Annotated in this window: 22 protein-coding genes; 18 read left to right on the top strand and 4 right to left on the bottom strand. The window is 31.5% G+C overall.

Annotation, left to right across the window (positions count from 1 at the left end):
• The first annotated feature begins 151 nt into the window (after window positions 1-151).
• The 9 genes from fabD (at window position 152) to DZ68_RS0102425 (ending at window position 7781) form a co-directional block, all read left to right on the top strand.
• The gene (gene fabD / locus DZ68_RS0102470) at window positions 152-1057 is read left to right on the top strand and encodes an ACP S-malonyltransferase (protein WP_024787095.1); all 906 of its coding nucleotides are present in this window, start codon (window positions 152-154) and stop codon (window positions 1055-1057) included.
• Window positions 1054-1794, top strand: a complete 741-nt coding sequence (locus tag DZ68_RS0102465) for a nitrilase-related carbon-nitrogen hydrolase (RefSeq protein ID WP_024787094.1) — start codon at window positions 1054-1056, stop codon at window positions 1792-1794. The genes fabD and DZ68_RS0102465 overlap by 4 nt, the downstream gene beginning before the upstream one ends.
• Window positions 1794-2483: a 5'-methylthioadenosine/adenosylhomocysteine nucleosidase gene (locus DZ68_RS0102460; RefSeq protein ID WP_035908065.1), complete on the top strand. Its 690-nt coding sequence runs from the start codon at window positions 1794-1796 to the stop codon at window positions 2481-2483. The genes DZ68_RS0102465 and DZ68_RS0102460 overlap by 1 nt, the downstream gene beginning before the upstream one ends.
• A gap of 134 nt (window positions 2484-2617) precedes the next feature.
• On the top strand, window positions 2618-3808 hold the full coding sequence (locus tag DZ68_RS0102450; RefSeq protein ID WP_024787092.1) for a hypothetical protein: 1191 nt from the start codon (window positions 2618-2620) through the stop codon (window positions 3806-3808).
• Entirely contained in the window at window positions 3805-4578 is a 774-nt protein-coding gene (locus tag DZ68_RS0102445; RefSeq protein ID WP_084021772.1) for an ATP-binding protein, read from the top strand. Before DZ68_RS0102450 ends, DZ68_RS0102445 begins: the two co-directional genes overlap by 4 nt.
• Complete coding sequence (mnmA, locus tag DZ68_RS0102440; protein ID WP_024790668.1) at window positions 4575-5594, top strand: tRNA 2-thiouridine(34) synthase MnmA; 1020 nt, start codon at window positions 4575-4577, stop codon at window positions 5592-5594. Before DZ68_RS0102445 ends, mnmA begins: the two co-directional genes overlap by 4 nt.
• An 83-nt stretch (window positions 5595-5677) precedes the next feature.
• Window positions 5678-6604, top strand: coding sequence for a ribose-phosphate pyrophosphokinase (locus DZ68_RS0102435; protein ID WP_024789317.1), 927 nt, complete (start codon window positions 5678-5680; stop codon window positions 6602-6604).
• Window positions 6604-7158, top strand: coding sequence for a YigZ family protein (locus DZ68_RS0102430; RefSeq protein WP_024790667.1), 555 nt, complete (start codon window positions 6604-6606; stop codon window positions 7156-7158). Before DZ68_RS0102435 ends, DZ68_RS0102430 begins: the two co-directional genes overlap by 1 nt.
• Entirely contained in the window at window positions 7155-7781 is a 627-nt protein-coding gene (locus DZ68_RS0102425) for a ribonuclease T (RefSeq protein WP_024790666.1), read from the top strand. Before DZ68_RS0102430 ends, DZ68_RS0102425 begins: the two co-directional genes overlap by 4 nt.
• A gap of 8 nt (window positions 7782-7789) precedes the next feature.
• Here DZ68_RS0102425 and DZ68_RS0102420 read toward each other — a convergent pair whose 3' ends face one another.
• Genes DZ68_RS0102420 through DZ68_RS0102405 form a run of 4 tightly spaced genes read right to left on the bottom strand, consistent with a single transcriptional unit; the run spans window position 7790 to window position 11450 of the window.
• Window positions 7790-8278, bottom strand: a complete 489-nt coding sequence (locus DZ68_RS0102420; RefSeq protein WP_024790665.1) for a phosphatidylglycerophosphatase A — start codon at window positions 8276-8278, stop codon at window positions 7790-7792.
• A gap of 56 nt (window positions 8279-8334) precedes the next feature.
• Complete coding sequence (locus tag DZ68_RS0102415; RefSeq protein WP_024790664.1) at window positions 8335-9510, bottom strand: sulfate adenylyltransferase; 1176 nt, start codon at window positions 9508-9510, stop codon at window positions 8335-8337.
• Window positions 9488-10354, bottom strand: a complete 867-nt coding sequence (locus DZ68_RS0102410; RefSeq protein ID WP_024790663.1) for a response regulator — start codon at window positions 10352-10354, stop codon at window positions 9488-9490. The genes DZ68_RS0102415 and DZ68_RS0102410 overlap by 23 nt, the downstream gene beginning before the upstream one ends.
• A complete protein-coding gene (locus DZ68_RS0102405; protein WP_024790662.1) occupies window positions 10329-11450 on the bottom strand; it encodes a bifunctional 2-C-methyl-D-erythritol 4-phosphate cytidylyltransferase/2-C-methyl-D-erythritol 2,4-cyclodiphosphate synthase in 1122 nt (373 codons plus the stop codon). The genes DZ68_RS0102410 and DZ68_RS0102405 overlap by 26 nt, the downstream gene beginning before the upstream one ends.
• A gap of 183 nt (window positions 11451-11633) precedes the next feature.
• Between DZ68_RS0102405 and thiC the strand changes: the two genes are divergently transcribed.
• From thiC to dut, 9 genes are all read left to right on the top strand, one after another.
• Window positions 11634-13019 carry a phosphomethylpyrimidine synthase ThiC gene (gene thiC / locus DZ68_RS0102400; protein WP_024787082.1) on the top strand — a complete coding sequence of 462 codons (1386 nt, stop codon included), beginning with the start codon at window positions 11634-11636 and terminating at the stop codon, window positions 13017-13019.
• Between the two features lie 96 nt (window positions 13020-13115).
• Window positions 13116-14231 (top strand): P-loop NTPase, encoded by a 1116-nt coding sequence (locus DZ68_RS0102395; protein ID WP_024787081.1) that lies wholly within the window; start codon window positions 13116-13118, stop codon window positions 14229-14231.
• A gap of 49 nt (window positions 14232-14280) precedes the next feature.
• A complete protein-coding gene (locus DZ68_RS0102390; RefSeq protein WP_024787080.1) occupies window positions 14281-15045 on the top strand; it encodes a GTP cyclohydrolase I in 765 nt (254 codons plus the stop codon).
• A 14-nt stretch (window positions 15046-15059) separates the two neighbouring features.
• Window positions 15060-17321 carry a PD-(D/E)XK nuclease family protein gene (locus tag DZ68_RS0102385; protein WP_024790661.1) on the top strand — a complete coding sequence of 754 codons (2262 nt, stop codon included), beginning with the start codon at window positions 15060-15062 and terminating at the stop codon, window positions 17319-17321.
• A 54-nt stretch (window positions 17322-17375) separates the two neighbouring features.
• Window positions 17376-20048, top strand: a complete 2673-nt coding sequence (locus DZ68_RS0102380) for a RecB-like helicase (RefSeq protein WP_024790660.1) — start codon at window positions 17376-17378, stop codon at window positions 20046-20048.
• A gap of 148 nt (window positions 20049-20196) precedes the next feature.
• Window positions 20197-20355 (top strand): hypothetical protein, encoded by a 159-nt coding sequence (locus tag DZ68_RS10715; RefSeq protein WP_156920209.1) that lies wholly within the window; start codon window positions 20197-20199, stop codon window positions 20353-20355.
• Window positions 20330-21361: a lipid-A-disaccharide synthase gene (lpxB, locus tag DZ68_RS0102365; RefSeq protein ID WP_024790659.1), complete on the top strand. Its 1032-nt coding sequence runs from the start codon at window positions 20330-20332 to the stop codon at window positions 21359-21361. The genes DZ68_RS10715 and lpxB overlap by 26 nt, the downstream gene beginning before the upstream one ends.
• 32 nt (window positions 21362-21393) lie before the next feature.
• Window positions 21394-21879 (top strand): transcription elongation factor GreA, encoded by a 486-nt coding sequence (gene greA, locus DZ68_RS0102360; RefSeq protein WP_024787076.1) that lies wholly within the window; start codon window positions 21394-21396, stop codon window positions 21877-21879.
• Between the two features lie 33 nt (window positions 21880-21912).
• Window positions 21913-22341, top strand: coding sequence for a dUTP diphosphatase (gene dut / locus DZ68_RS0102355; protein WP_024790658.1), 429 nt, complete (start codon window positions 21913-21915; stop codon window positions 22339-22341).
• The last annotated feature ends 15 nt before the right edge of the window (window positions 22342-22356 follow it).

Here is a 22356-nt window from a genome sequence, read left to right as displayed (position 1 = left end):
TAATTTAATTAATTCTTCTTTTATTTTTTATATCGTGCACTGAGCTGTTAATTTTTATCTTTGAAGTAATTTTTATATATTACTTCCATTTAATCAGTTCCTTCATTTTTCACTTTTCACTTTGTTATAATTATATAAAAAAAGGAATGAAATGAAACTCGCTCTTTTATTCCCGGGACAGGGCAGCCAGTTTATTGGAATGGGAAAAGATTTTTATGAAAATTCAGAAAAAGCCCGTGAAATGTTTGAAATTGCAAGCGATGCAATAAAAATTGATTTTAAAAAACTGATGTTTGAGGAAAATGATGAAATTAATAAAACCGAATTCACCCAGCCGGCAATTTTATTGTATTCAGCAATAGCTTTTAAACTTTTTGAGCAAAACAGGGATTTTACTTATAATTTTTCTCTTGGACATTCATTGGGCGAATTTAGTGCACTTTTCAGTGCCGGCGCCTTTAATTTGGCTGATGCCATTAAATTAGTGCACAGTAGAGGCAAATTAATGAATGCGGCCTTTAAAGATAAAATCGGGAGTATGATGGTGGTTTTGGGGCTTGATGACAATGCAGTGGAAGAAGTATGTAAAAAATCAGGCTTACAGGTGTGGCCTGCAAATTATAACAGTGACGGTCAAATTGTAATAGCCGGAATCAGAGATGATTTAATTCAATTGGAAGGAGTTTTAAAAGAAAAAGGTGCTAAAAGGGTAATGCTTCTTAATATGAGCGTGGCAAGTCACTGTCCATTGCTTGAAAGTGCAACCGAACCTTTAAGGGAATTATTGGGAGAATCATTGAAAAATGAATTTAAAGATGTTGTAAGCAATGTAACTGCAAAAAAATATAATACTAAACAAAAAGCGTTGGAAGTTTTACCGATTCAGCTTACAAAGCCTGTTTTATATAAACAGTCAATCAAAAATTATGAAGATGAAACAGACTTTTTTGTAGAATTCGGAGGAAAAGTTTTAATGGGTATAAACAGAAAAATTACAAAGAAAAAAACATATCCTATTACAGATATGGTGAGTCTTGAGAAGGTGTTGGCGTTATGAAAATAGCACTTGCACAGATAAAACCGAAACTAAGCCCCGATAATTTAAATAAACACATTGAATATGTAAATAAAACGGATGCCGATTTAATTATTTTCCCGGAACTCAGTATGAACGGATATAAAATAAAAGACGCCCTGCTTGAAGATGCTTTTAATGTAGATTTTTTTAAAAGGCTTCAATTTAATAAAGATGTGGTATTGGGGGCTGCTTTAAAAATAGACAGCAGAATATATAATAGTGCCGTTTATTTGGAAAAAGAATTAATAATTCATAATAAAAAATATCTGCCAACTTACGGGGTGTTTGAAGAAGGCAGATTTTTCTTCAGAGGAGATGATTTTAAATATTTTAATACTAAATTTGGGAAAACTGTTATGTTTATATGCGAAGATGTATTTAGCGGCGATGCAATTGATTTTGTGGCAAAAGAGAAACCGGATTTAATTATTGTAATTTCAGCTTCCCCCGCAAGGGAATTTAAAGAAAAAAAACTGTTAATTGAAGAACAGTGGGAAAGTATTTTAAAAACAATGGCTATTTTAAGCGGTGGATATGTTGCTTTTTGCAATCGTGTAGGATTTGAAGACGGTCTTGGATTTTGGGGGGGAAGCAGGGTTGTTAATCCAAAGGGCGAAATTGAGATAAAAGCGGAATATTTTGAAGAAGAATTGATTGAATGCGAATTAAACAATAAACTTACTTTTACCCAAAAATATTTTTTAAGGAAAAACTGATGGTAGCTATTATGTGTGCTATGAGGGAGGAACTTGAGCCTATTTTAAAATATTTAAAATTAAAAGAAGTTGTAGAATACGCAAATAATAAGTTTTATATTGCCAAATTTAGAAATATTAATTTGGTTTTGGCTTATTCTAAAATAGGCAAAGTAAATGCCGCTTTAACCGCCGCTGTTTTAATAGAAAAATTCAATGCCGAAATTTTACTTTTCAGCGGTGTTGCAGGTGTAATTGAACGGGATTTGAAAATAGGGGATTTAATTATTGCCACAAAAACATGCCAGCATGATATTGATTTAACTGTGTTTGGTTATGAACCGGGTTTTATTCCTGAGAGTCAGGTTTTTTTTGACTGTGATGAAGAATTAAATAATATTGCTAAAAAAGTTGCAAGAAATTTAAATATAAAATTAAAAGAAGGAATTATTGCAAGCGGAGATCAGTTTATCCATTCACGTGAGCGTAAAGAGTGGATTGCCAAAACATTTAAAGCAAGTGCCATTGAAATGGAAGGCGGGGCGGTAGGATGTGTATGTTTTAATGAAAATGTTCCTTTTTTTATGTTAAGGGCCATAAGTGACAGCGCAGAAGAAGGTGCCGGGGTTGATTTTGATAAATTTTTAGAAGATAGCAGCAAAGTTAGCGCCAAATTTTTGATAGAAATGCTGAAAGTTATGGAAGATTGAAAATGAGCGAAAATGAACAAAGCGAATAAAGCTCACCTGGCCGTTTGAAAAACGGCCATGGTGGAAAATGGAAAATGGGATTTGCTCCTTGAAAGCGGTCATAGTGAAAAAAGTAAAATTAAAAAAGGAATTTTATGAAAAATAAATTAGTTGTAATGTTTTTGACTCTTTTGATAATGATGGCAATAACGCCTTTTATTTTTTCAAAACTTATGAATTCAAAATTTGACACCATGCTTTTGAGCTTGCAACAGCAACAGGGGATAAAAATAAAAGAAATTAAAAATAAAAGCGGATATTTAAAAACAGACAGGATTTTTTTGGTGGATATTCCTGGTAAAAAACTGAATAATAATTTTATTAAAGATTTATATTTTAAAGTGGAAACAACATTTAACAATCTGCCTGTTACAAAAGTTAATTTTAAAGGTGTTTTGGAAAAAATTGATTTAAATGATAAAGCAGACGAAGCCAAAATAAACACTTTATTTGACAAAAAAATCAAATTTTTTGCAACTACTCCTAATTTTAAGGTTTATACTTATAAATTTGAAGATATAAATTTGCCGTTTAACCACATAAATGCTGGGGTTAAAGATATTAAAGGAATTCTTGAATACAGTGAAATTGTCAATAATAAATTAAATATTGGTGATGTGTATTTAAAAATGAAAAATGTGTTGTTGGAAATTAAAAATATCAAAAACAGCTCATTTTATAAAAAAGACAATTTTAAAAGTGAAAATAATTTTAATGTGTTTTTAAATTTTGGAAAAAACAGGTTTCAAATAGAAAACATTCATACCCTTACTAATACAGATTTTAAAGAAAAAACAAATATAATAAGCAAATTTTCTTTTGATAAATTTATAAGCGATTATTTAAATATAAACCAATTTATGTTAAATGTAAATATTTCAAAATTAGATACGAAATCATTAATTTCAATTGCAAATACAAATGATGTCAATATAACTAAAGAATTGACACTTGAACTTTTAAAAAAAGGATTTGAAATTAATTTAAATTCCAAGATTAAAAATATTGAGGTTACAAAAAAAGATTTGGGATATTTTTTGATTGATGCCGATTTAAAAATAAAACCTGATAATAATCTGCAAAAAGATTTAGAGGAAAATAATTTAAGTTTTTTAAATTCCCATATTTATTACGAGAGTTCGCCAGAAATAGCCACAGTTCTTATGAATTTATTTCCTAAAAGCGCATTTGTTTTTGCTCTTGCCAATAAAAAGGGCGGAAAAGTTATACTTAATATAAATTTGAAAAATTCAAAACTGTTTGTCAATGGGGAAGAAATTAAGTGAATCCCATAAAAGATATATTTTTTTCTAAAAAAGTTACAAAATTTGTAGGGCGTGTTCAGGGGGAGTTTGAGCTTATTAAATCGGGCGATAAGGTTTTAGTGGCATTTAGCGGAGGAAAAGATTCTTTTGTATTACTTCATGTGTTAAAAAGAATGCAGCTTATTGCACCTTTTAATTTTGATTTGGCTGCTGTTACTATAGATGCAGGGAGTGGAATAGATTATACCCCTTTGAAAGAGCATTGTGAAAAATTCGGAATTGAATATATCTGGTATAAAACACCTATTTTTGAAATTTTGGAAGAAAAAAAGCGTCCCGGGTCGTCTCCCTGTAGTTTTTGTGCAAGAATGAGAAGAGGTGCACTTTATACAAAAGCAAAAGAGCTTGGATATAATAAATTGGCTTTAGGGCATCATTTTGACGATGCGGTGGAAACTTTTTTTATGGGACTTTTTTATAACGGTATAATGCGTTCAATGCCTCCAAAATATAGAGCTTATACAGGGCTTGATGTAATCAGGCCTATGATAAAAGTTCGGGAAAAATGGATAGAATATATGGCAAATAAAAATAATTTTCCAATAATCAGTGGAGAAGAGAGCTGTCTTGCATTTAAAGCAAGTGACGGCAAAGAACCGTATGCAAGGGAAAAAATAAAAAACTGGCTTAAAGTTATGGAAAAAGAAAATCCAAAACTCTTTCAAAGACTTGAGAGCGCATTTTCAAATATAGACTGTGATACTTTTTTTATGAAGGAATATTTAAAATGAGGGTATTGCTTGGAATTAGTGGAGGGGTGGACAGTGCTGTAAGTGCTTATCTTTTAAAACAAAAAGGTTATGAAGTAATCGGCATATATATGAAAATGCATAAACTCAATCATTCTCAAAATTTAAAAAAAATAGAAAAATTATCTAAAAAAATCGGATTTGAATATTTTGTTGAGGACGTGGAGGAAGAATTTAAAAAAGAAGTGTATGAATATTTTGTAAAAAGTTATGAAGAAGGTTCTACCCCCAATCCCTGTGCTATGTGTAATATAAAAATAAAATTTGGAATTTTTATGAAATTTTTGGAAAAATATAAATGCGAGAAAGCGGCGACAGGGCATTATGTAAGAAACGACGGGAAATTTCTATATGAAGCAAAAGATAAAAACAAAGACCAAAGTTATTTTTTATTCGGTATAAAAAAAGAAGTGCTTCCCAAACTTATTTTTCCTTTGGGAAATTACAGCAAAGATGAAATAAAAGCAATTGCAAAAGAAATAGGACTTGATGAATTTGCGTCCCAGAAAGAATCTCAGGATATCTGTTTTATAGACACGAATTATATAGATGTTCTTAAAAATCATTTCAAACCCGAAAAAAAAGGAACGGTGATAGACAAAAAAGGCAAAAAAATAGGGTACCACAGGGGTTATGCTTTTTATACCATAGGTCAGAGAAAAGGCTTTAATTTATTTAAATCACACAAGCCCCAGTATGTTATCGGCATTGATTCAAAAATGAACAAACTGATTGTAGGCGATAAAGCGGATTTGGAAAAAAGAGTGGTTTTTTTAAAAGGTGTAAATTTATTTGTAGAAAAAAATGAATTTGCAGCTCTTTCAAAAGTCAGATACCGAGCCCCAAAATTACCTTCTGTTGTAAAGATGGAAACAAAAAGCAAAGCAGTGGTTAAATTTCTTGAACCTGCAATTGGAGTTGCAAAAGGTCAGGCGTGTGTATTTTATGATGGAGAAAAACTTCTCGGCGGTGGATGGATAAGAGGGGCGAAGAGATAGTGAGTGGTGAGTTGTGAATGGTGAATAGTGAATGTAGGAAAAAATTTTGGTAACATTTCAATAACAAAATGAAGGAGAGAAAAATGAAATTTAAACTTTTCAGCGGAACAGCCAATCCGAAAGTCGCTCAGGATATAGCCGATTATTTAGACAGGCCGCTCAGTAAAATTACTGTTAACAGATTCAGCGACGGGGAAATCAATGTCCAAATAGGTGAAAGTGTAAGGGGAATTGACTGTTTTATTGTTCAGCCGACATGTGCTCCGGCAAATGATAATTTAATGGAACTTCTTATTATTACAGATGCCATGAGAAGGGCCAGTGCAAACAGTATTACCGCAATTATCCCTTATTTCGGTTATGCGAGACAGGACAGAAAAGCCGCTCCTAGGGTTCCAATCAGTGCAAAGCTTGTTGCAAATATGATGGAAAAAGCAGGAATTGACAGAGTTGTTACAATTGACCTGCATGCTGGTCAAATTCAGGGCTTTTTTGATATACCTGTGGATAATTTATACGGAAGTATTCTCTTTTTTGAATATTTTAAAGAAAAACATTTAAAAAATCCTATAATTGCCTCTCCTGATATAGGCGGTGTTGCAAGAGCCAGATATTTTGCAAGTAAATTGGGTCTTGATATGGTAATAGTTGATAAAAGAAGGGAAAAAGCCAATGTAAGCGAAGTTATGAATATTATAGGCGATGTTAAAGGCAAAGACGTAATTTTAATAGACGATATGATTGACACTGCCGGAACCATCTGCCATGCCGCAAAAGCACTTAAGGAAAAAGGTGCAGTTTCCGTAATGGCTTTTGCAACCCACGGTGTACTTAGCGGTCCCGCAATTGACAGAATAAAAAATTCTGTTTTGGATGAAGTTATAATAAGTGACACAATACCTTTCAAAAAAACCTGTAAAAAAATAAAAATTCTTTCAACAGCAAAACTTTTCGCAGAGGTGATAAGAAGAATCGTATACAATGAAAGTGTAAACAAACTTTTTAGTTAATGTATACTGTTAAAAATCTAAGTGCGGCAAGCATTGAAATAAAAAATTCAAAATTTCACTCTTTTCTTGTCTCTTACAATGAATTTGAAAAAAAACTTGCAGAGCTTAAAAATATCCATAAAAAAGCAAATCATTTTGTAACAGCTTTTAGATATTTAAATAAAAGCAATCAGATTATAGAACATTCAAATGATGACAAAGAGCCAAGAGGAAGCGCGGGCAGGCCCACTCTCAAAGTACTTCAGGGATATGATTTGATAAATGTAGGGGTTATTACGATAAGATATTTCGGAGGGATATTGCTCGGTGTGGGAAACCTTGCGAGGGCATACAGCGACGTAGCAAAAAATGCTGTTTTAAATGCTAAAATTATTGAATACAAAGATATTTTTGAATATACTTTCGAAGTTGATTATGATAAAATAAAAAAAATAGAATATTTAATTAAAAAATTCAATATTTTTGTAATTGAGAGGGGTTTTGGAACAGAGGGGATTGAATATATAATAAGAGACGATATTGAAAAAATTAATCTTATAAAGGAAAACCTGTGAAAAAATTATTTTTACTGTTAATATTTTTAAGTTCCCTTTTTGCAATTTCTGAAAATAATATTTTGGCACTCAGTTGGCAAAACGGATTTTGCAGGGTTCATCCAAAAAATCCTGTGTGTTTGACAAGGAAAAGAGGGGATTATTCGCTGACGCATTTTAGTGTGCACGGGCTTTGGCCGAAAAAAGAATATTGTTCTTACAAACCTATGAATCTGGATAAAAATTTTATGAAAATTTTGATTAAATATATGCCCGGGGCAGAATTTTCTCTTGCAAAGCATGAATGGAAAAAACATGGAACCTGTTTTGGAAGCGATGCTAAAACATATTTTACTACGGCCATTAAATTAGATCAGCAGTTTAATGAAACATTTATTCAGCAGTTTTTTGTAATGCATATGGGAAGCAGCGTATCTTTGGCAAGAATAAGATGGATATTCGGGCAGGTTTTCGGAAAAAGCAATTCAAGAAAATTTCAGCTTGTTTGCAAAAACGGATTTATTACGGAAATCAGGATTAATTTAAGAGGCAATCCCGTTAAGGAAGATTTATATGAACTTATAGACAATGCTAAAGATATGCATAAAAAGCAGTGTCAAAGAGGTGTTATAGCTTTTCCGTAAAAACAGTGTTAAAACAATTTAATATATCCGATATATAAAATTCCAGCCATAATTCCCCCAAAAATTCCGGCGACAATATCATCTCCCATTACTCCGAGTCCGCCGGGGGCTTTTTTATCTATCTTCCCTATAATGGAAGGCTTGCTTATATCCAATAACCTAAAAGAAACAAATGCTAAAAATAATTTAATTAACGTGTCTTTTTCTAAATCCCCAAACATCCCGATTGAAATCAAAACTCCTGCAAATTCGTCAATCACAATTCTTTTGTCATCGTGTATCCCGCCCGCTTTTTCATAATCGTTTGTAAATCTAACTCCTGTAATGCTAAAAAATATTATTAAAAGCCAAATTGTTATGTAAGGATTTGGAAAAAATTTTATTATTATATACGCTAAAATTGTAGCTGCAAAACTTCCCCAGGTTCCCGGCGCTTTTGGCAAAAGTCCACTAAAAAAACCTGTTAACATAAACCATTTAAATGTATTAAATTTCATTAAACTCCTTTTAATTTATTTTTTACAACTCACTACTCACAATTCACTATTTACTATTATGTAAGTGAACTTGTCTGATAAAGTTTCATTAAAGAAATATAAAAATCTTCATCGCTGCTCTCTTCAATAAGCCCTTTATTAGGTGAAATGTCGTAAAACAGTTTTTCAAGGTTTTTAAATCTGTTTGGAAACATATTCGCCAAAAATTTGGCGCTGATTTCTTTTCTCATAAGAATAGTGGGAGGCATAAGACCGGTTTTCAAGAGTTCAAAAATAGAATCACTGTGATAGCTGATATGGTGATGACTTCCGTGCGGGCATGAATTTACGCTTACAATTGTTTTGCAAACATTACAATAAACATATTCGTTAATAGTTTTTGCTTCTATTTCCAAATTCATAGAATCAAAAATACTTTTTAAATGGTCTGCCTGATAATATATTCCAAGTCCTTTGTGTGTCTGGCCCATTATGAATTTATTGCAACCGAAGTTTTTTGCAATTATGGCATCCAGTATCGCTTCGTTTACCCCGGAAAATATATACGTGTTCACCAAAGGAATAATTATTATTTTGTCTTTTGGAAAGTATGTTTTCACCAAATATTTTAACGTATCAAACCTTAATTTATAAGGCACCTCTTCTTCTTGTATGTTTTTTACTAAAAAGACTATTAATAAATCATTTCTTTCAATCGCCTGGCGCATTATTTTTTCGTGCACCCTGTGAACAGGTTTTGCATGCATGGTCATACCTACTACATTTGTTTTATTTTTTATAAATTCTTTTACATAATCTATTTTTTTCTTTATTCCGTAATCTTCGACCCAAAACTTTCCTGCAATTGCATATTTACCGAGCCTTTTTAATGTTTTTGCTATTTGCGGGTAATTTTTATAATCTTTACTTCCGTAAATAATTTCTACTCTTTTTAGCGGGTCAATTTCATAAATTTCTTCAACGTTAATTTCTCCTATTTTTCTGTTGTTGTAAAAAAGTTCTATTTTTTTCGGATTATTTTTTAAAACCTCTTCGTTTCTTTTTCCCGCAGGTGCGAGTATAAAAGAAAAAGGAACGGATTTCCCTTTATATTTTTTTTCATTATTTGTAGTTTCGGCTTCTTTTTTATTCATCAATTTATCTATAGGCGATAGCAATCGGGCCTGAACCATTGCAAGTGTATAATATGCCTCTTTGTCTATAAAAATTTTATTTTTGTTTGAAAATGCCATATTTTTTCCTTTTTTCCCATAAACTTTTTCTGCTTATTCCAAGTTTTTTGCTGAGCTCCGTATCGGGGAATTTATGCTGGTGATTGTTAATTACAAATTTGATATATTCTTCTATGGAAAGAATTTCATCATTTAAAAAGATTTTTTTAGGATAATCGATATCCAATTCATTAAATTCGTCCAAAATATTATCAAAATCTTTACTGACGGATATAATGACTTTTCTTTTAAAAAAAAGATTAGGTAAATTCTGCCAGTTTTTTTCTATATTAAAACAGTAATAAATAGTATTAGTATTTAAGAAATCTTTTTCATCGCTTTTATTCAAATCAATTATTTTAATGGGAAGATTCTCTTTTTTTGCTATTTCAAACACTATTTTATCCACGGCTCTGATAAAATTTGTTTTTATAAGAAGCGGGTAAGATATGTTTTTGGGAAGTGTTATTTCAATATCTTTTAGTAAATATTCAATAAAATTACTATAACATGTTGTTTTACTTTTTAGGTAATAAAATTCTTTTAAATGGTTTATTTTTCTTATAAGCTCTTCTATTGAAAAAGGCTTTTGAATATAATCGTCCGCACCGAGTTCAATTGGCTGGGTAACATTTGAATGAGTTACATAAGGGGCTAAAAGAATAATTATTTTTTCTTTCTGGTTTGAAATAAAATTTTTTAAATTTCCCTGAAGATTGGTGTTTACCAAAAATATATCGGCATTTGAATTTGCCGCTTCGTCGTAAGAAGCAAAAATTTCACATTTTGCATTTAATTTTTCGCTTAAATTATTCTGAATACTTTGAGCCAGGTATAATTCATTTTCCACAATTGTAATCTTCATACCAGTCCTTATATGTTAATGTGGCTGTAGAAATAACGGCTATTCCTTCGCCTCTGCCGGTAAATCCCATTTTTTCGTTTGTAGTTGCTTTTACGTTTACAGGCGCTCTTAAAAGTTTTGAGAGATTTTTGGCTATTTTTGTTTTATAATTTTGCAGTTTCGGCTTTTCGGCTATGATGGAAATATCGGCATTTATAATTTCAAAACCTGTTTTATTTAAAATTTCAATTATTTCTTTTAACAAATTAACCGAAGAGGCGTTTTTGTATTTTTCATCATTGTCCGGGAAAAATTCCCCGATATCTCCGTATCCGGCAGCTCCAAGGAGTGCATCAATAAGCGAATGTATTACCACATCACCGTCACTGTGGGCTTTTAATCCGTAATCTACGTCTATTGGAATTCCTCCAAGCAGCATTTTTTTATTTTTTATAAATTTATGGGTATCATACCCGTTTCCTGTTAAAAAAACTTTTTTTGGAGGTTTTAGACATGGAAGATTTAAATCTTTAAAATATGTGATTTTTCTGCTTTCTTCACTTCCGTCAATATATAAAATTTTTCCGCCTATATGTTCTATCAAAGCTCTTTCGTCTGTGAATATTTTATCACACTGAATCGCCTTTTTTAAAATTTCGCTAACACTTAGCTGAGGTGTTTGAATAAGTTTTATGCTGTTTCTGTCAATTGTTTTATTTTCAAATACAACAGTGTCCACCGGTTTTAAAAAAGGCACTATACAATCGGCTTTTTCTTTGTTTTTTATTAAATTTAAAATAATTTCTTTTGGAATACACGCTCTTGCCACATCCGTAACCATTACATAAGGTGTTTTTACTTCTTTTAAAGCGTTTTGAAGGCTTAACTGTCTTTCTTTATCTCCTTTTACTATTTTATAATCGCTCAGTTTTTTATAAAGCCTTATTTCATCAGGATTTGCCGTAATAATCGTGTCTTTAAAATTATAAAAACTGTTTAACCGTTCAGCTACAAACAGCCAGAGGGGTTTTGAATTAATTCTTATCCACTGTTTTTTTACGGTATAATTAAATCTTGTGGAATTGCCTGCGCTTAAAATTATTAAAGTAACACTCAAATGTTTCCTTTTGTAAATATGTTACGAAATTATACAAAAAAATGTTACAAATGGTAAATGGTGAGTAGTGAGTGGTGAGTTCCAAGAAGCCAAGAAGCCAAGTTTCAAGTGAAAAATTGAAAAATTAAGCTTATTTTAAGGTTTTTTTTGTAAAAAGTATTTAAAATAAAATAAAGGAAATTTATGAGAAGAAAATGGTTGGAAAAACGAAAAAAAGATAAAATAAAAACTCAAATGTATTACGCAAAAAAAGGCATTATAACTGAAGAGATGGAATATGTGGCCGAAATTGAAAATCTTCCCGCCGAATTAATAAGAAGCGAGGTGGCAAGAGGAAGGCTGATAATCCCTTCAAATATAAATCATAAGCATTTAAAACCTATGGCAATAGGAAGAGTCAGCAAAACAAAGGTAAATTCAAATATCGGGGCGAGCGCCTTGGCAAGCGATGTAAATGAAGAGGTGAGAAAACTTCAAACTTCCGTGAAATACGGGGCTGATACCGTTATGGATTTGACGGCGGGGGCTAAAAATATGGATGAAATTAGAGTTGCCATTATTAACGCCTCACCGGTTCCTATCGGAACTGTCCCTATGTATCAGATTATTGATGAAATCGGTGATGTTGAAAAACTGACTTACGATGATATTTTAAGAGTGCTTGAAAAACAGGCTAAGCAGGGGGTCAGTTATTTTACCATTCATGCGGGGCTGCTTCTCAGGCATATGCCTCTTATTGCAAAAAGAAAAATGGGAATAGTCAGCAGGGGCGGCAGTTTAACCGCATCATGGATGTTAAAACACCATAAGGAAAACCCTTTTTATACCGTTTTTGATGAAATACTCGATATTTGCCGTGAATACGACGTTTCACTTTCTTTGGGAGACGGTTTAAGACCCGGATGTCTGTATGACGCAAGCGACGAAGCTCAGCTTGAAGAGCTTAAAACATTGGGAGAGCTTACACTTAAAGCCTGGGATAAAGATGTTCAGGTTATGATAGAAGGTCCCGGGCATGTGCCTATTAATGAAATAGAAAGAAATGTGAGATTGGAGCAGATTTACTGCCACGAAGCACCTTTTTATGTATTGGGGCCGCTTGTGCTTGATATCGGTGCGGGGTATGACCATATCGGAAGTGCAATAGGTGCCGCAATGGCTGCATGGTATGGGGTGAGTATGCTCTGTTATGTAACCCCAAAAGAACATTTGGGACTTCCGAATGAAAAAGATGTGCGTGAGGGAATGATGGCATATAAAATTGCAGCACATTCGGCTGATATAGCAAGAAAAATACCTTATGCACGGAAAAAAGACGATGCAATAAGCGATGCAAGATATCATTTTGATTGGAATAAACAATTTGAATTAGCACTTGATCCAGAAAGGGCGAGGGAATATCACGATGAAACACTTCCGCAGGAGGTATTTAAAGAAGCAGAATTCTGTTCTATGTGCGGGCCTAAATTTTGCTCTTACAAAGTAACCCAGGAAGCAATGAGAGAATTTAACTGGGACGAGTTTAAAAAAGAAGCGATGGAAAAAATAAAGAGTGAGAATAGTAATTAGTGAGTAGTGAGTAGTGAGTAGTGATAGTAAAATATGGTTGACAAAATTAAAAAAAAGTAATATAAACAATCAAAAATCATAATTTAAGGAGTTGAAGTGAAAGAAAAAATTAAAGAAGCTTTAAAAAAAGTTGTATATCCAGGTTTTAAAAAATCGGTTGTTGATTTTGGATTTGTAAAAGATATAGAAGTCAGTGATGATAATAAAAAAGCAATTATTACATATCAGATACCATCAACCGATGATGAAATAGCAAAAAAACTTAATGATGCAACAGTTGAGGTTTTAAAAGAAGCAGGAATTGAAGCCACAACTCAGATAATAAGGCCTAAAAAACCAAGGGAAACATCAAGCAGGGGCGTTAATAAAATGCCAAGCGTCAAAAGTTTTGTAATGGTTTCATCCGGAAAAGGAGGTGTGGGAAAAACAACCACATCTGTAAATTTAGCTTTGGCTTTGGCTAAAGAAGGGAAAAAAGTAGGAATACTCGATGGTGATATTTACGGCCCAAATGTTGCAAGAATGCTTGGAATGCAGGACAGAAAACCGGAAGTTGTTGGAAATAAAGTTAAACCTTTTGATGTATACGGAATAGAATTTATGTCTATGGCAAATCTGCTTCCGGAAGGAAAGGCTTTAATGTGGAGAGGTGCAATGCTTGTTAAGGCGCTTCAGCAGTTTATGGAAGATGTGGCATGGGGAGAGCTTGACATAGTGGTAATTGATATGCCTCCGGGAACAGGTGATGCTCAAATGACTATGGCTCAGCAGGTTCCTGTAACTGCAGGTGTAGCGGTAACTACTCCTCAGACAGTGGCGGTTGATGATGCAAAAAGAAGTTTTGATATGTTTAAACAGCTTCATATTCCAATTGCAGGTGTTATTGAAAATATGAGCGGATTTATATGTCCGAACTGCGGAATGGAATATGATATTTTTGGAAAAGGTGCGGCCGCTACTTTAGCAAAAGATTATGATACCAAAGTTTTAGGCCAGATTCCGATTGAGCCGGAAATAAGAGAAGGCGGGGATATGGGGAAACCTATACTTATTAACAGGCCTGAGAGTGAAAGTGCAAAAAGATTTCAAAAAGCAGCAAAAGAACTTATTGAATTTATTGATTATGTATTAGAGGAAGATATGGCCGGAAATGAAATGATTCAGCCTATTTACGGAGTAAACGGGGCTCCAAGTGCTTGCAGTATGCATTAAACTCTTTAGCCTTTTTAAGGCTTTTTAAATTTATAAAAAAGGTTTAAAATTGTTTAGTAAAATAAAAAAAATTTATGAATCGAAAAATTTATCCACGCCTTTTGAAAAAGCTCTCGAAATATACAATAAAACCCCTAAATTTAAAATAAATGAAAATGTGTATGATTTTAACGATGACTGGAATGACGATGTTCATTATTTGATGAGACTTATAGCAACCGAAAAATTAAAAGAGGTTTTTGACGCACTTAAAATCGATGTGAACGACCCGAATGTCGCTGAAAATTTAAAAGAGGGAAATATTGGGACGGCAGGAAGAATCATTAAAATGTGGAGCGGGACTGATACAAAAGACGACAGGGAATTAATGGGCGGAAGATTCAATAAACCCGTCAGACTTGCCAAATTTCCAAATGAAATAAGTTCTGATTTTGAAAATCCAATAATAAAAGAAGTTGATTTAACGGCGGTCTGCAGTCATCATTTTGCCCCGTTTTCTACAAAATTTAATAATGCAAAGGTAATAATTTCTTACATTCCAAAAGAATATGTTTTAGGAATTTCAAAACTTCAAAGAGTGGTCAGGTTTATTGCCCAGCGCGGCTGGCTTCAGGAAGATTTGACAAAAGCAATCTATAAAGAAATTTCAGATACGGCTAAAACAGAGGATGTTTATGTAAAACTGAAAAACATAAAACATTCCTGCGAATTCCTTAGAGGTGCCCTAAGCGATGCGGACGGATTTACAACGGAATATTTCGGGGGAAAATTCAGAAAAAATAGGGAACTTTTGGATTTTGTAAGAAATTATTAATATAAAGGCAATTGATGAACCTCAAGATTTTCACAACCTCGCGTCAAATAAGAAAATGGCTTGAAGATAAGGATAATCAGTTTCTGGATAAATTTTATACGTTAGGGGAATTTTTAGGTAAAATAGTTGTGGTTGAGGGTAGAAAATTCATTGATGAGGATTTAAGAAAAAAATATCTTTTTGAAGCAATTAAAAATGTAGATATTGAAAAACTCGGAATAAGCAGGGAATTTATAAATTTTTTTGATGACAGCAGTTTTATTTTTTCTTTTTTTAACGAGCTGTTTTTAGAAGATGTGGATATTGATAATGTAATTTTAAGCGATGTTTATTTAGATTATGCCGAACATTTGGAAATTTTAAAGGAAATTAGAAAAAATTATAAAAATTTAATTGAAAAAGACGGATATACAGATAAGTTTTTAATTGAGGATTTTAGAATAAACAAAGGCCTGCTTGAAGGTATTGATAAAATTGAGATGGTGTTAGACGGCTATCTTAGCAAGTTTGATTTAAAAGTTTTGGAAAAAATTAAAATTCCTGTTGAAATTACTTTCAGTGTAGACAGATTCAATAAAATACTGATTGAAAAATCATTAAAAATCGCAGCCCCTGAAGGTTATATTTATAAACTTGATTTTCATAACAGTAAACTTCAAAAACTGGATAAAAAAATCAATTCACCTGAGATTGAAATTGCTTATTTTTCTGAAAGATTAAATCAGGTGAATTTTGTATTTGCAAAAATTTCTCAAATGGTTAATGAGGGAATTGAACCTGAAAAAATAGCAGTAATTTTGCCTGATGAAGAATTCAGCGAATATTTGAAACTGTTTGATGAATATAAAAATCTCAATTTTGCAATGGGGGAGAGTTTTACAAAAAGCAATTTATATATATTATTAAAATCAATTTATGAATTTATAACTTCAAATAGTGATATTGCTTTTAAAAAATGCAAAGATTACCTTGAGGCTTTTGAAAAAAAAGAGCTGAGTGATTTTATAAAAAAAACCGCTGCCAATAAAGAATTAAAGATTATAGACGAAGAACTTTTCAAACTTGAAAAGTTTAAAAATATGTTTGAAAATAAAAAAGACTTTTTGTTTTTTGTACTGGAGAGATTTAAAAATTTAAAGATTGATGATGTTTACAGCGGAAAAGTTACCTCTATGGGTGTGTTAGAGAGCAGAGGAATGGAATTTGACGGGGTGATAATAGTTGATTTTAATGAAGATATTGTACCCAGGGTAAATGAAAGTGATCTGTTCTTGAATACTTTTATAAGACGCCAGGCAAAACTTCCCACAAGAAACGACAGGGAAAATCTGCAAAAACATTATTATTATCAATTAATAAACAGTGCAAAAAAAGTGGCAATAAGTTATGTAAAAAACGAAGAAAAATCGCCAAGCCGGTTTTTATATGAGCTTGGATTTTCTTTGGGAAAAAACGGAGATGAAAAATACAGGGAAATTGCTTTTAAATATTCCAAACCAAAAGAAATTACAAAATATTCAGATGAATTTGAAATATTATATCCTTTATATCCGACTCAGTTGAAAAATCTTGTGGAATGTCCGAAAAAATATTATTTTTCCAAAATACTGGGAATATTTAACGAAAAAGATGAAGAGGAGTTTTTTGGAAATATTTTTCATGAAGCGGTTGCCGACATTGTTAGAAATAAAAAGTTAAAAATGGAAAATGATAAAGATTATTTTGATATTTTAATGAAAGAAATTACAAAAAGAATAAACGATAAAAAACTGCTTTTTGACGTATTGGTAAAATGGGAAGATAATATTAAAACTTTTTGCAAAATAGATTTTGATCAGATGAAATATTCAAAAAACGAAACAGAGGCTACAAAAAAATTTATTTTTGAAGGCAAAGAGCTGGCTTGCAGGGTGGACAGAATTGATTATAAAGAAAATGAAATAATTTTAATAGACTATAAAACTTCTTCCAAGGCAGGGGAAAATGAAGAATATATTTATGATTTTCAAACAACGTTTTATTTTCTTTGGGCCAAACAAAACTATCCAGATAAAAATATAAAAACTGTAATTTGGGATTTGGGAAGCGAAAAACCGGGTAAAATTGAAGGTGTCGTGAAAATGGAAGAACTGAAGGAGGTTTTAAATAATCTTCCTAAAAAAATAAAAGCCGCCGAGGACATTATTTATACAGATAAAAACGGAAAAGAAAAAACAAAAAAAGCACTCAGTATCTGTAAATACTGCGATTATAAAATAGCCTGCGGAAGAGATTAAAATAAAAGTGAGTGGTGAATAGTGAATGGTGAACGGTGAAAGAAAGGAAAAGAAATGAAAAAATTATTAAGTGTTGAGGCGAGTGCGGGAAGCGGTAAGACATTCAGGCTTGCAAACAGATATATTGCACTTCTTAATTTAGATAATCCTGTAAATATTATTGCCATCACTTTTACAAACAAAGCCGCCAATGAAATGAAAGAGAGGATTGTTAAGTTTTTAAACCTGCTTAAAAAAAGTGATGATAAATTAGATGAAAAAAAAAGAAAAGAGAAAAAAAATATTATTGAAATGATATGTAACGAGTTGGGAATAAATGAAAACGATTTGTTAAGTAAGACAGATATTTTAATTAAAAAATTTCTTACAAACGATGTAAATATTCAGACAATTGATTCGTTTATAAATAAAATCTTAAGAAAATTCAGCTTTTTTGCCGGATTTAGAAGTAATTTCGATGTGGGAGATATTGACAGGGAGATAATTTTTAAAGAATTTTTAAAAGATTTAAAAACAGATGAATTTAAGTTATTAATCGATATAGCCAAAAAAGAGGAAAAATTTTCTTCATTATTAAATCTTTTTGAAGATTTGTATGAAAAAGACAAAGAATTAAAAAAATTAAAAATTGAAAATGGAGAATGGAAAATTGATGAGGTTTTAAAAGAAATTGAAGAGATAAAAAATAAATTTATTTTAGCAACACAAGAGTGTAAACAAGTAAATAATTTTTTTAGAAAAAATATTTACGAAATGTTAAAAGTAAAAACAATTCCTTCTTTTTTGGATATTGGAAGTTTAGAAAAAGTAAGAGGATTTAAGAAATGTTATGAACCTTGGATGGATGATGAATTTAATAAATTATTAGAAAATATAAAACATTATTTTAATTTAAAAGAAAAAATTTTTTTTAAAAACCTGTTTTATTTTTATGAGAAATACAAAAATTTAAAATTCAAAATCAAAAAAGAGGAAAACATTGTTTCATTTAAAGATATTGAACATTTGGTATATTTTCTTTTAAGGGAAAATCCCGTTGATAAAGATTTTTTGTATTTCAGGCTCGATTCAAAAATAAACCATATATTAATGGATGAATTTCAGGATACATCAACATCGCAGTGGGAAATATTTGAGCCGCTTGTGGATGAGATTGCAAGCGGGGTTGGAAGGAAAGAAAACAGAAGTTTTTTTTATGTGGGGGATATAAAACAGGCCATTTACAGGTTCAGGGGCGGAAGAAAAGAGCTTTTTAGCGAGGTTGCCAAAAGATACAGAGCCAACGGGCTTGAGGTTGAAAAATTAAAAGTAAACTACAGAAGTGCAAAAAATATAGTCGATTTTGTAAACAGCAAATTTAATTTGGGAGAAGAAGCAAACAGAGATGAAAAGGGATATGTGGAGGTGGATGAAATTAAAGAAGATGCGTTTGAGGGCGTATATGAAAAAATAAAGTTTTTAAATGAAAACGGGGTAAAGGACAAAGATATAGCGGTACTCGTATATACAAATGACGATATTTTAGCTTTATCTGAATTTTTAGAAGATAAAGGTAAAAGAGTAGTTACCGCAAAAAAAGCAAAAGTAATTTCACAACCCAGTGCAAAAGCAATAATTTCCCTTATGAAATACCTAAATGACAATACCCAAAAAATAGAAAAATTAAATTTTCTCTCATTAATAGGAAAAAAATACAGCGATGAAGTGATAAAAATAGATAAAGACAGGCCGATTAAAATGATAAAAAAAATTATTGATAAATATGATTTAACAGATGAAGCAAGTTTAAAACTTTTATATCACTCCTCGAAATATGACACTTTAGAAGACTTTGTGAGCGAGATTGATAATTATAAAGACGAACTTCCGTATAAAGAATTTGACGGGATTACCGTTATAACTATTCACAAAAGCAAAGGGCTTGAATTTGACAATGTAATAGTGCTTGACAGACTATCAAAAGAAAACAGTGACAGAAGCAATATTCTGTTTTATTACGAAAATGCGAAATTAAAAGATATTAAACTTAAAATTGCAAACAGGGAATATATTGATGATGAATATAAAAGAATAAAAAACGTAGAAAGCCGATTGACTCTTGAAGATAAAAAAAATGTGGAATATGTGGCATTTACAAGGGCTAAAAATTCATTAATAATTCTCAAAAAAAATGAAAAATCGGCATTTGTAACTGAACTAAATAAAGAGGTGAGAGGAGAAGTTATTCCTTCAAATGATGAAAAAGACCAAAATGAGATAAAACCTCTGAGGATTAATTTAAAAAATTACGGAAAACAGGAACTAAAAGTAGATGAAGAAGAGTACAAACCAAACGATTATGAAGCTATATTTTTTGGTAATGCTTTGCATTATTCTTTTGAATGCAGTGATATTGAAGCGGTAAATAATATTTACGGTGATTTTTGCGATATAGATGAAGTTGAAAAACTATATAAAAAATCAAAAGAAAAACTAAAAAACGGCAAAAAAGAGTTGCCTTTTATTTATGAAAAACAGGTTGGAAGAATAGATTTATTAGTTGAAACAGATGAAGGGTTTGAGATAATTGATTATAAATCCACAAAACCAAAAGATGAAAACGGTTATTTAAATCAGGTAAGACATTATATGGAAGTTGTAGAAAAATTTACAGGCAAAAATGCAAAAGGGTATCTTTTTTATGTAGATGAGCAGGAATTTAGGGAGGTGGATAAAAATGGAAAATGAAAAAGGAAAAATGGAAAATTAAGAAAATAAGTAAAGATGATATAATAAAAGCTATTGAAAAATATAAAAACGGTGCAAGTTAGTAAAAAAGAATTAAAGTTGTAAAATTTAAATAATAAAAAACATCCATATTGATTAAGGAGTTTTGATGTGTATGCCCAGATATTTTGGAAAAAAAACGGTTGACGGAAAAGTCATAGAAAAGAAAAAAGAAAATGCAAAAAATGAAAAAAAGAATGTAAAAAGTAAAAATATAAATCAGGCAAGCGTGGAATTTGAAGATGAAGATACTGACAAGCGCGATTGAGCCGAGTGCAAACCTTCATTTAAAAGAAGTTTTAAAAAAACTGGATGAAAAAAATATAAATTGTGAAATAGAAGGTGTATTTGATAAAAGTTTGGGAGAGCCAGTAATTGACAGCAATGAATTTAATGTAATGGGGTTTTTTGATGTATTGCCAAAAATAAAGTTAGCTAAAAAAACAATTGAAAAATTAACTGATATGAGTGAAAGCGCTGATAAGATTTTGCTAATTGATGCCCCTTCTTTTAATTTAAGACTTGCAAAGGCAATTAAAGAGAAATATCCTAAAAAAGAGATAATTTATTATATTCTGCCAAAGGTGTGGGCCTGGAAAAAAGGAAGGATTAAAGAGGTAAATAGATTTGTGGATAAAAAGGCTTATATTTTCCCTTTTGAAAAAGAATACTGGTCTGATGGAATATATGTGGGAAACCCATTACTTGATGAAATAACTGAATTCAGAGACGAACAAGAATACGGGAATGTTGCGTTTTTGCCGGGAAGCAGGAAAAGTGAAATAAAATCATTAATGCCGGTTTTTAGAAATTTAGCCAAAAAAATTGATAAAAACAAAATTTTGGTGGTTCATCCTGTATATAAAAACAAAATTAATGAAATTTACGGCGATGTAAGTGAATTTAAAATAGAATTTGATACTCACGAAGCCCTTTTAAAAAGTGATTTTGCTTATATCTGCTCAGGTACCGCAACGCTTGAAGCGGCAATAATTGGAACTCCTTTTGTTTTAATGTATAAAGCAAGGGAGATTGAATATTTAATTGCAAAAATGTTTGTTAAACTAAATTATGTAGGTTTAGCAAATATTATTTTTGAAAAAGAGAATTTAGGGGAGTTTCATAAAGAATATCTTCAAAAATTTGATATTAATGAGCTTTTGAAAGATTATAAAACGAGCAATTTAGAAGAATTTCAAAAAAAATCGAAAAAATTAAGGGAACTTTTGAAATATGGCAGTTCTAAGAGAGTTGTTGAATTATTAACTGAATAAATTTGATATAATTTTTATTAAAAAGGGTGTAGATGAAAGAACCTATGACCAAATACGGTTTTGAAAAATTAGCAAAAGAACTTGATTATTTAAAAACAATTGCAAGACCGGAAGTCGCAAAAGAAATTGATGCGGCAAGAGAGCTTGGGGATTTGAAAGAAAATGCGGAATATCATGCGGCAAAAGAAAAACAGTCCCATATAGAAAGAAGAATAGCAGAACTGAGTGATATTTTAAGCAGGGCTGTGGTAGTGGATCCTAAAGAGCATGCTCACAACAGGGTGGCATTTGGAAGCACTGTTTATTTAATAGATCTGGACAGTGACGAAGAGGTAAAATATACAATAGTGGGAGGCCCTGAATCCAATCCTGAAAAAGGATTAATTTCTTATAATTCCCCGCTTGCAAAGGCATTAATAGGAAAAGAAGTAGGGGATGAGGTTGAAGTTAATCTTCCGGGAGGAATTAAAGCATATGAAATAGATAAAATATGTTATGAAGATATCTGCTTTAGTTAATGAAAAATTGAAAATGTAAAATGAGGGAAAAATATGGTTTTAAAAGTTAAGAAATTGAGTAATGAAGCAATAATTCCTGAATACAAAAGCGAAGAGGCAGCCGGATTTGATTTGCATTCTGTTGAAGATATTATAATAAAGCCTGGAGAGAGAAGATTAATAAAAACCGCTCTGGCGTTTGAAATAGAAAGAGGATATGAAATTCAAATCAGGCCAAGGAGCGGGCTGGCGTATAAGCACGGAATTACGGTTTTAAATACACCTGGCACCATCGATTCTGATTACAGAGGAGAGATAAAAGTTTTGCTTATAAATTTAAGTGATGAAGAATTTAAAATAAAAAAAGGTGAAAGAATGGCACAGGCTGTAGTTGCACCGGTGGTTCAGGCTAAAATAGTTGAAGTTGATGATTTAAATGATACAAAAAGAGGCAGTGGCGGATTTGGAAGCACGGGAAAATAAAATGGAGAATGAATA

The sequence above is a fragment of the Lebetimonas sp. JS085 genome (genome assembly GCF_000523295.1).
In the GTDB taxonomy this organism is placed as follows: Bacteria; Campylobacterota; Campylobacteria; order Campylobacterales; family Nautiliaceae; genus Lebetimonas.
The sequence above is the reverse complement of the archived record's forward strand: the minus strand, read 5'-3'. Positions and strand labels throughout refer to the sequence as shown.

Excerpts from the sequence above, each read along its gene's own strand:
- fabD (WP_024787095.1), top strand. The coding sequence starts at position 152 with ATGAAACTCGCTCTTTTATTCCCGGGACAGGGCAGCCAGTTTATTGGA.
- DZ68_RS0102465 (WP_024787094.1), top strand. The coding sequence starts at position 1,054 with ATGAAAATAGCACTTGCACAGATAAAACCGAAACTAAGCCCCGATAAT.
- DZ68_RS0102460 (WP_035908065.1), top strand. The coding sequence starts at position 1,794 with ATGGTAGCTATTATGTGTGCTATGAGGGAGGAACTTGAGCCTATTTTA.
- DZ68_RS0102450 (WP_024787092.1), top strand. The coding sequence starts at position 2,618 with ATGAAAAATAAATTAGTTGTAATGTTTTTGACTCTTTTGATAATGATG.
- mnmA (WP_024790668.1), top strand. The coding sequence starts at position 4,575 with ATGAGGGTATTGCTTGGAATTAGTGGAGGGGTGGACAGTGCTGTAAGT.
- DZ68_RS0102435 (WP_024789317.1), top strand. The coding sequence starts at position 5,678 with ATGAAATTTAAACTTTTCAGCGGAACAGCCAATCCGAAAGTCGCTCAG.
- DZ68_RS0102430 (WP_024790667.1), top strand. The coding sequence starts at position 6,604 with ATGTATACTGTTAAAAATCTAAGTGCGGCAAGCATTGAAATAAAAAAT.
- DZ68_RS0102420 (WP_024790665.1), bottom strand. The coding sequence starts at position 8,278 with ATGAAATTTAATACATTTAAATGGTTTATGTTAACAGGTTTTTTTAGT.
- DZ68_RS0102415 (WP_024790664.1), bottom strand. The coding sequence starts at position 9,510 with ATGGCATTTTCAAACAAAAATAAAATTTTTATAGACAAAGAGGCATAT.
- DZ68_RS0102410 (WP_024790663.1), bottom strand. The coding sequence starts at position 10,354 with ATGAAGATTACAATTGTGGAAAATGAATTATACCTGGCTCAAAGTATT.
- thiC (WP_024787082.1), top strand. The coding sequence starts at position 11,634 with ATGAGAAGAAAATGGTTGGAAAAACGAAAAAAAGATAAAATAAAAACT.
- DZ68_RS0102385 (WP_024790661.1), top strand. The coding sequence starts at position 15,060 with ATGAACCTCAAGATTTTCACAACCTCGCGTCAAATAAGAAAATGGCTT.
- DZ68_RS0102380 (WP_024790660.1), top strand. The coding sequence starts at position 17,376 with ATGAAAAAATTATTAAGTGTTGAGGCGAGTGCGGGAAGCGGTAAGACA.
- DZ68_RS10715 (WP_156920209.1), top strand. The coding sequence starts at position 20,197 with ATGTGTATGCCCAGATATTTTGGAAAAAAAACGGTTGACGGAAAAGTC.
- lpxB (WP_024790659.1), top strand. The coding sequence starts at position 20,330 with ATGAAGATACTGACAAGCGCGATTGAGCCGAGTGCAAACCTTCATTTA.
- greA (WP_024787076.1), top strand. The coding sequence starts at position 21,394 with ATGAAAGAACCTATGACCAAATACGGTTTTGAAAAATTAGCAAAAGAA.
- dut (WP_024790658.1), top strand. The coding sequence starts at position 21,913 with ATGGTTTTAAAAGTTAAGAAATTGAGTAATGAAGCAATAATTCCTGAA.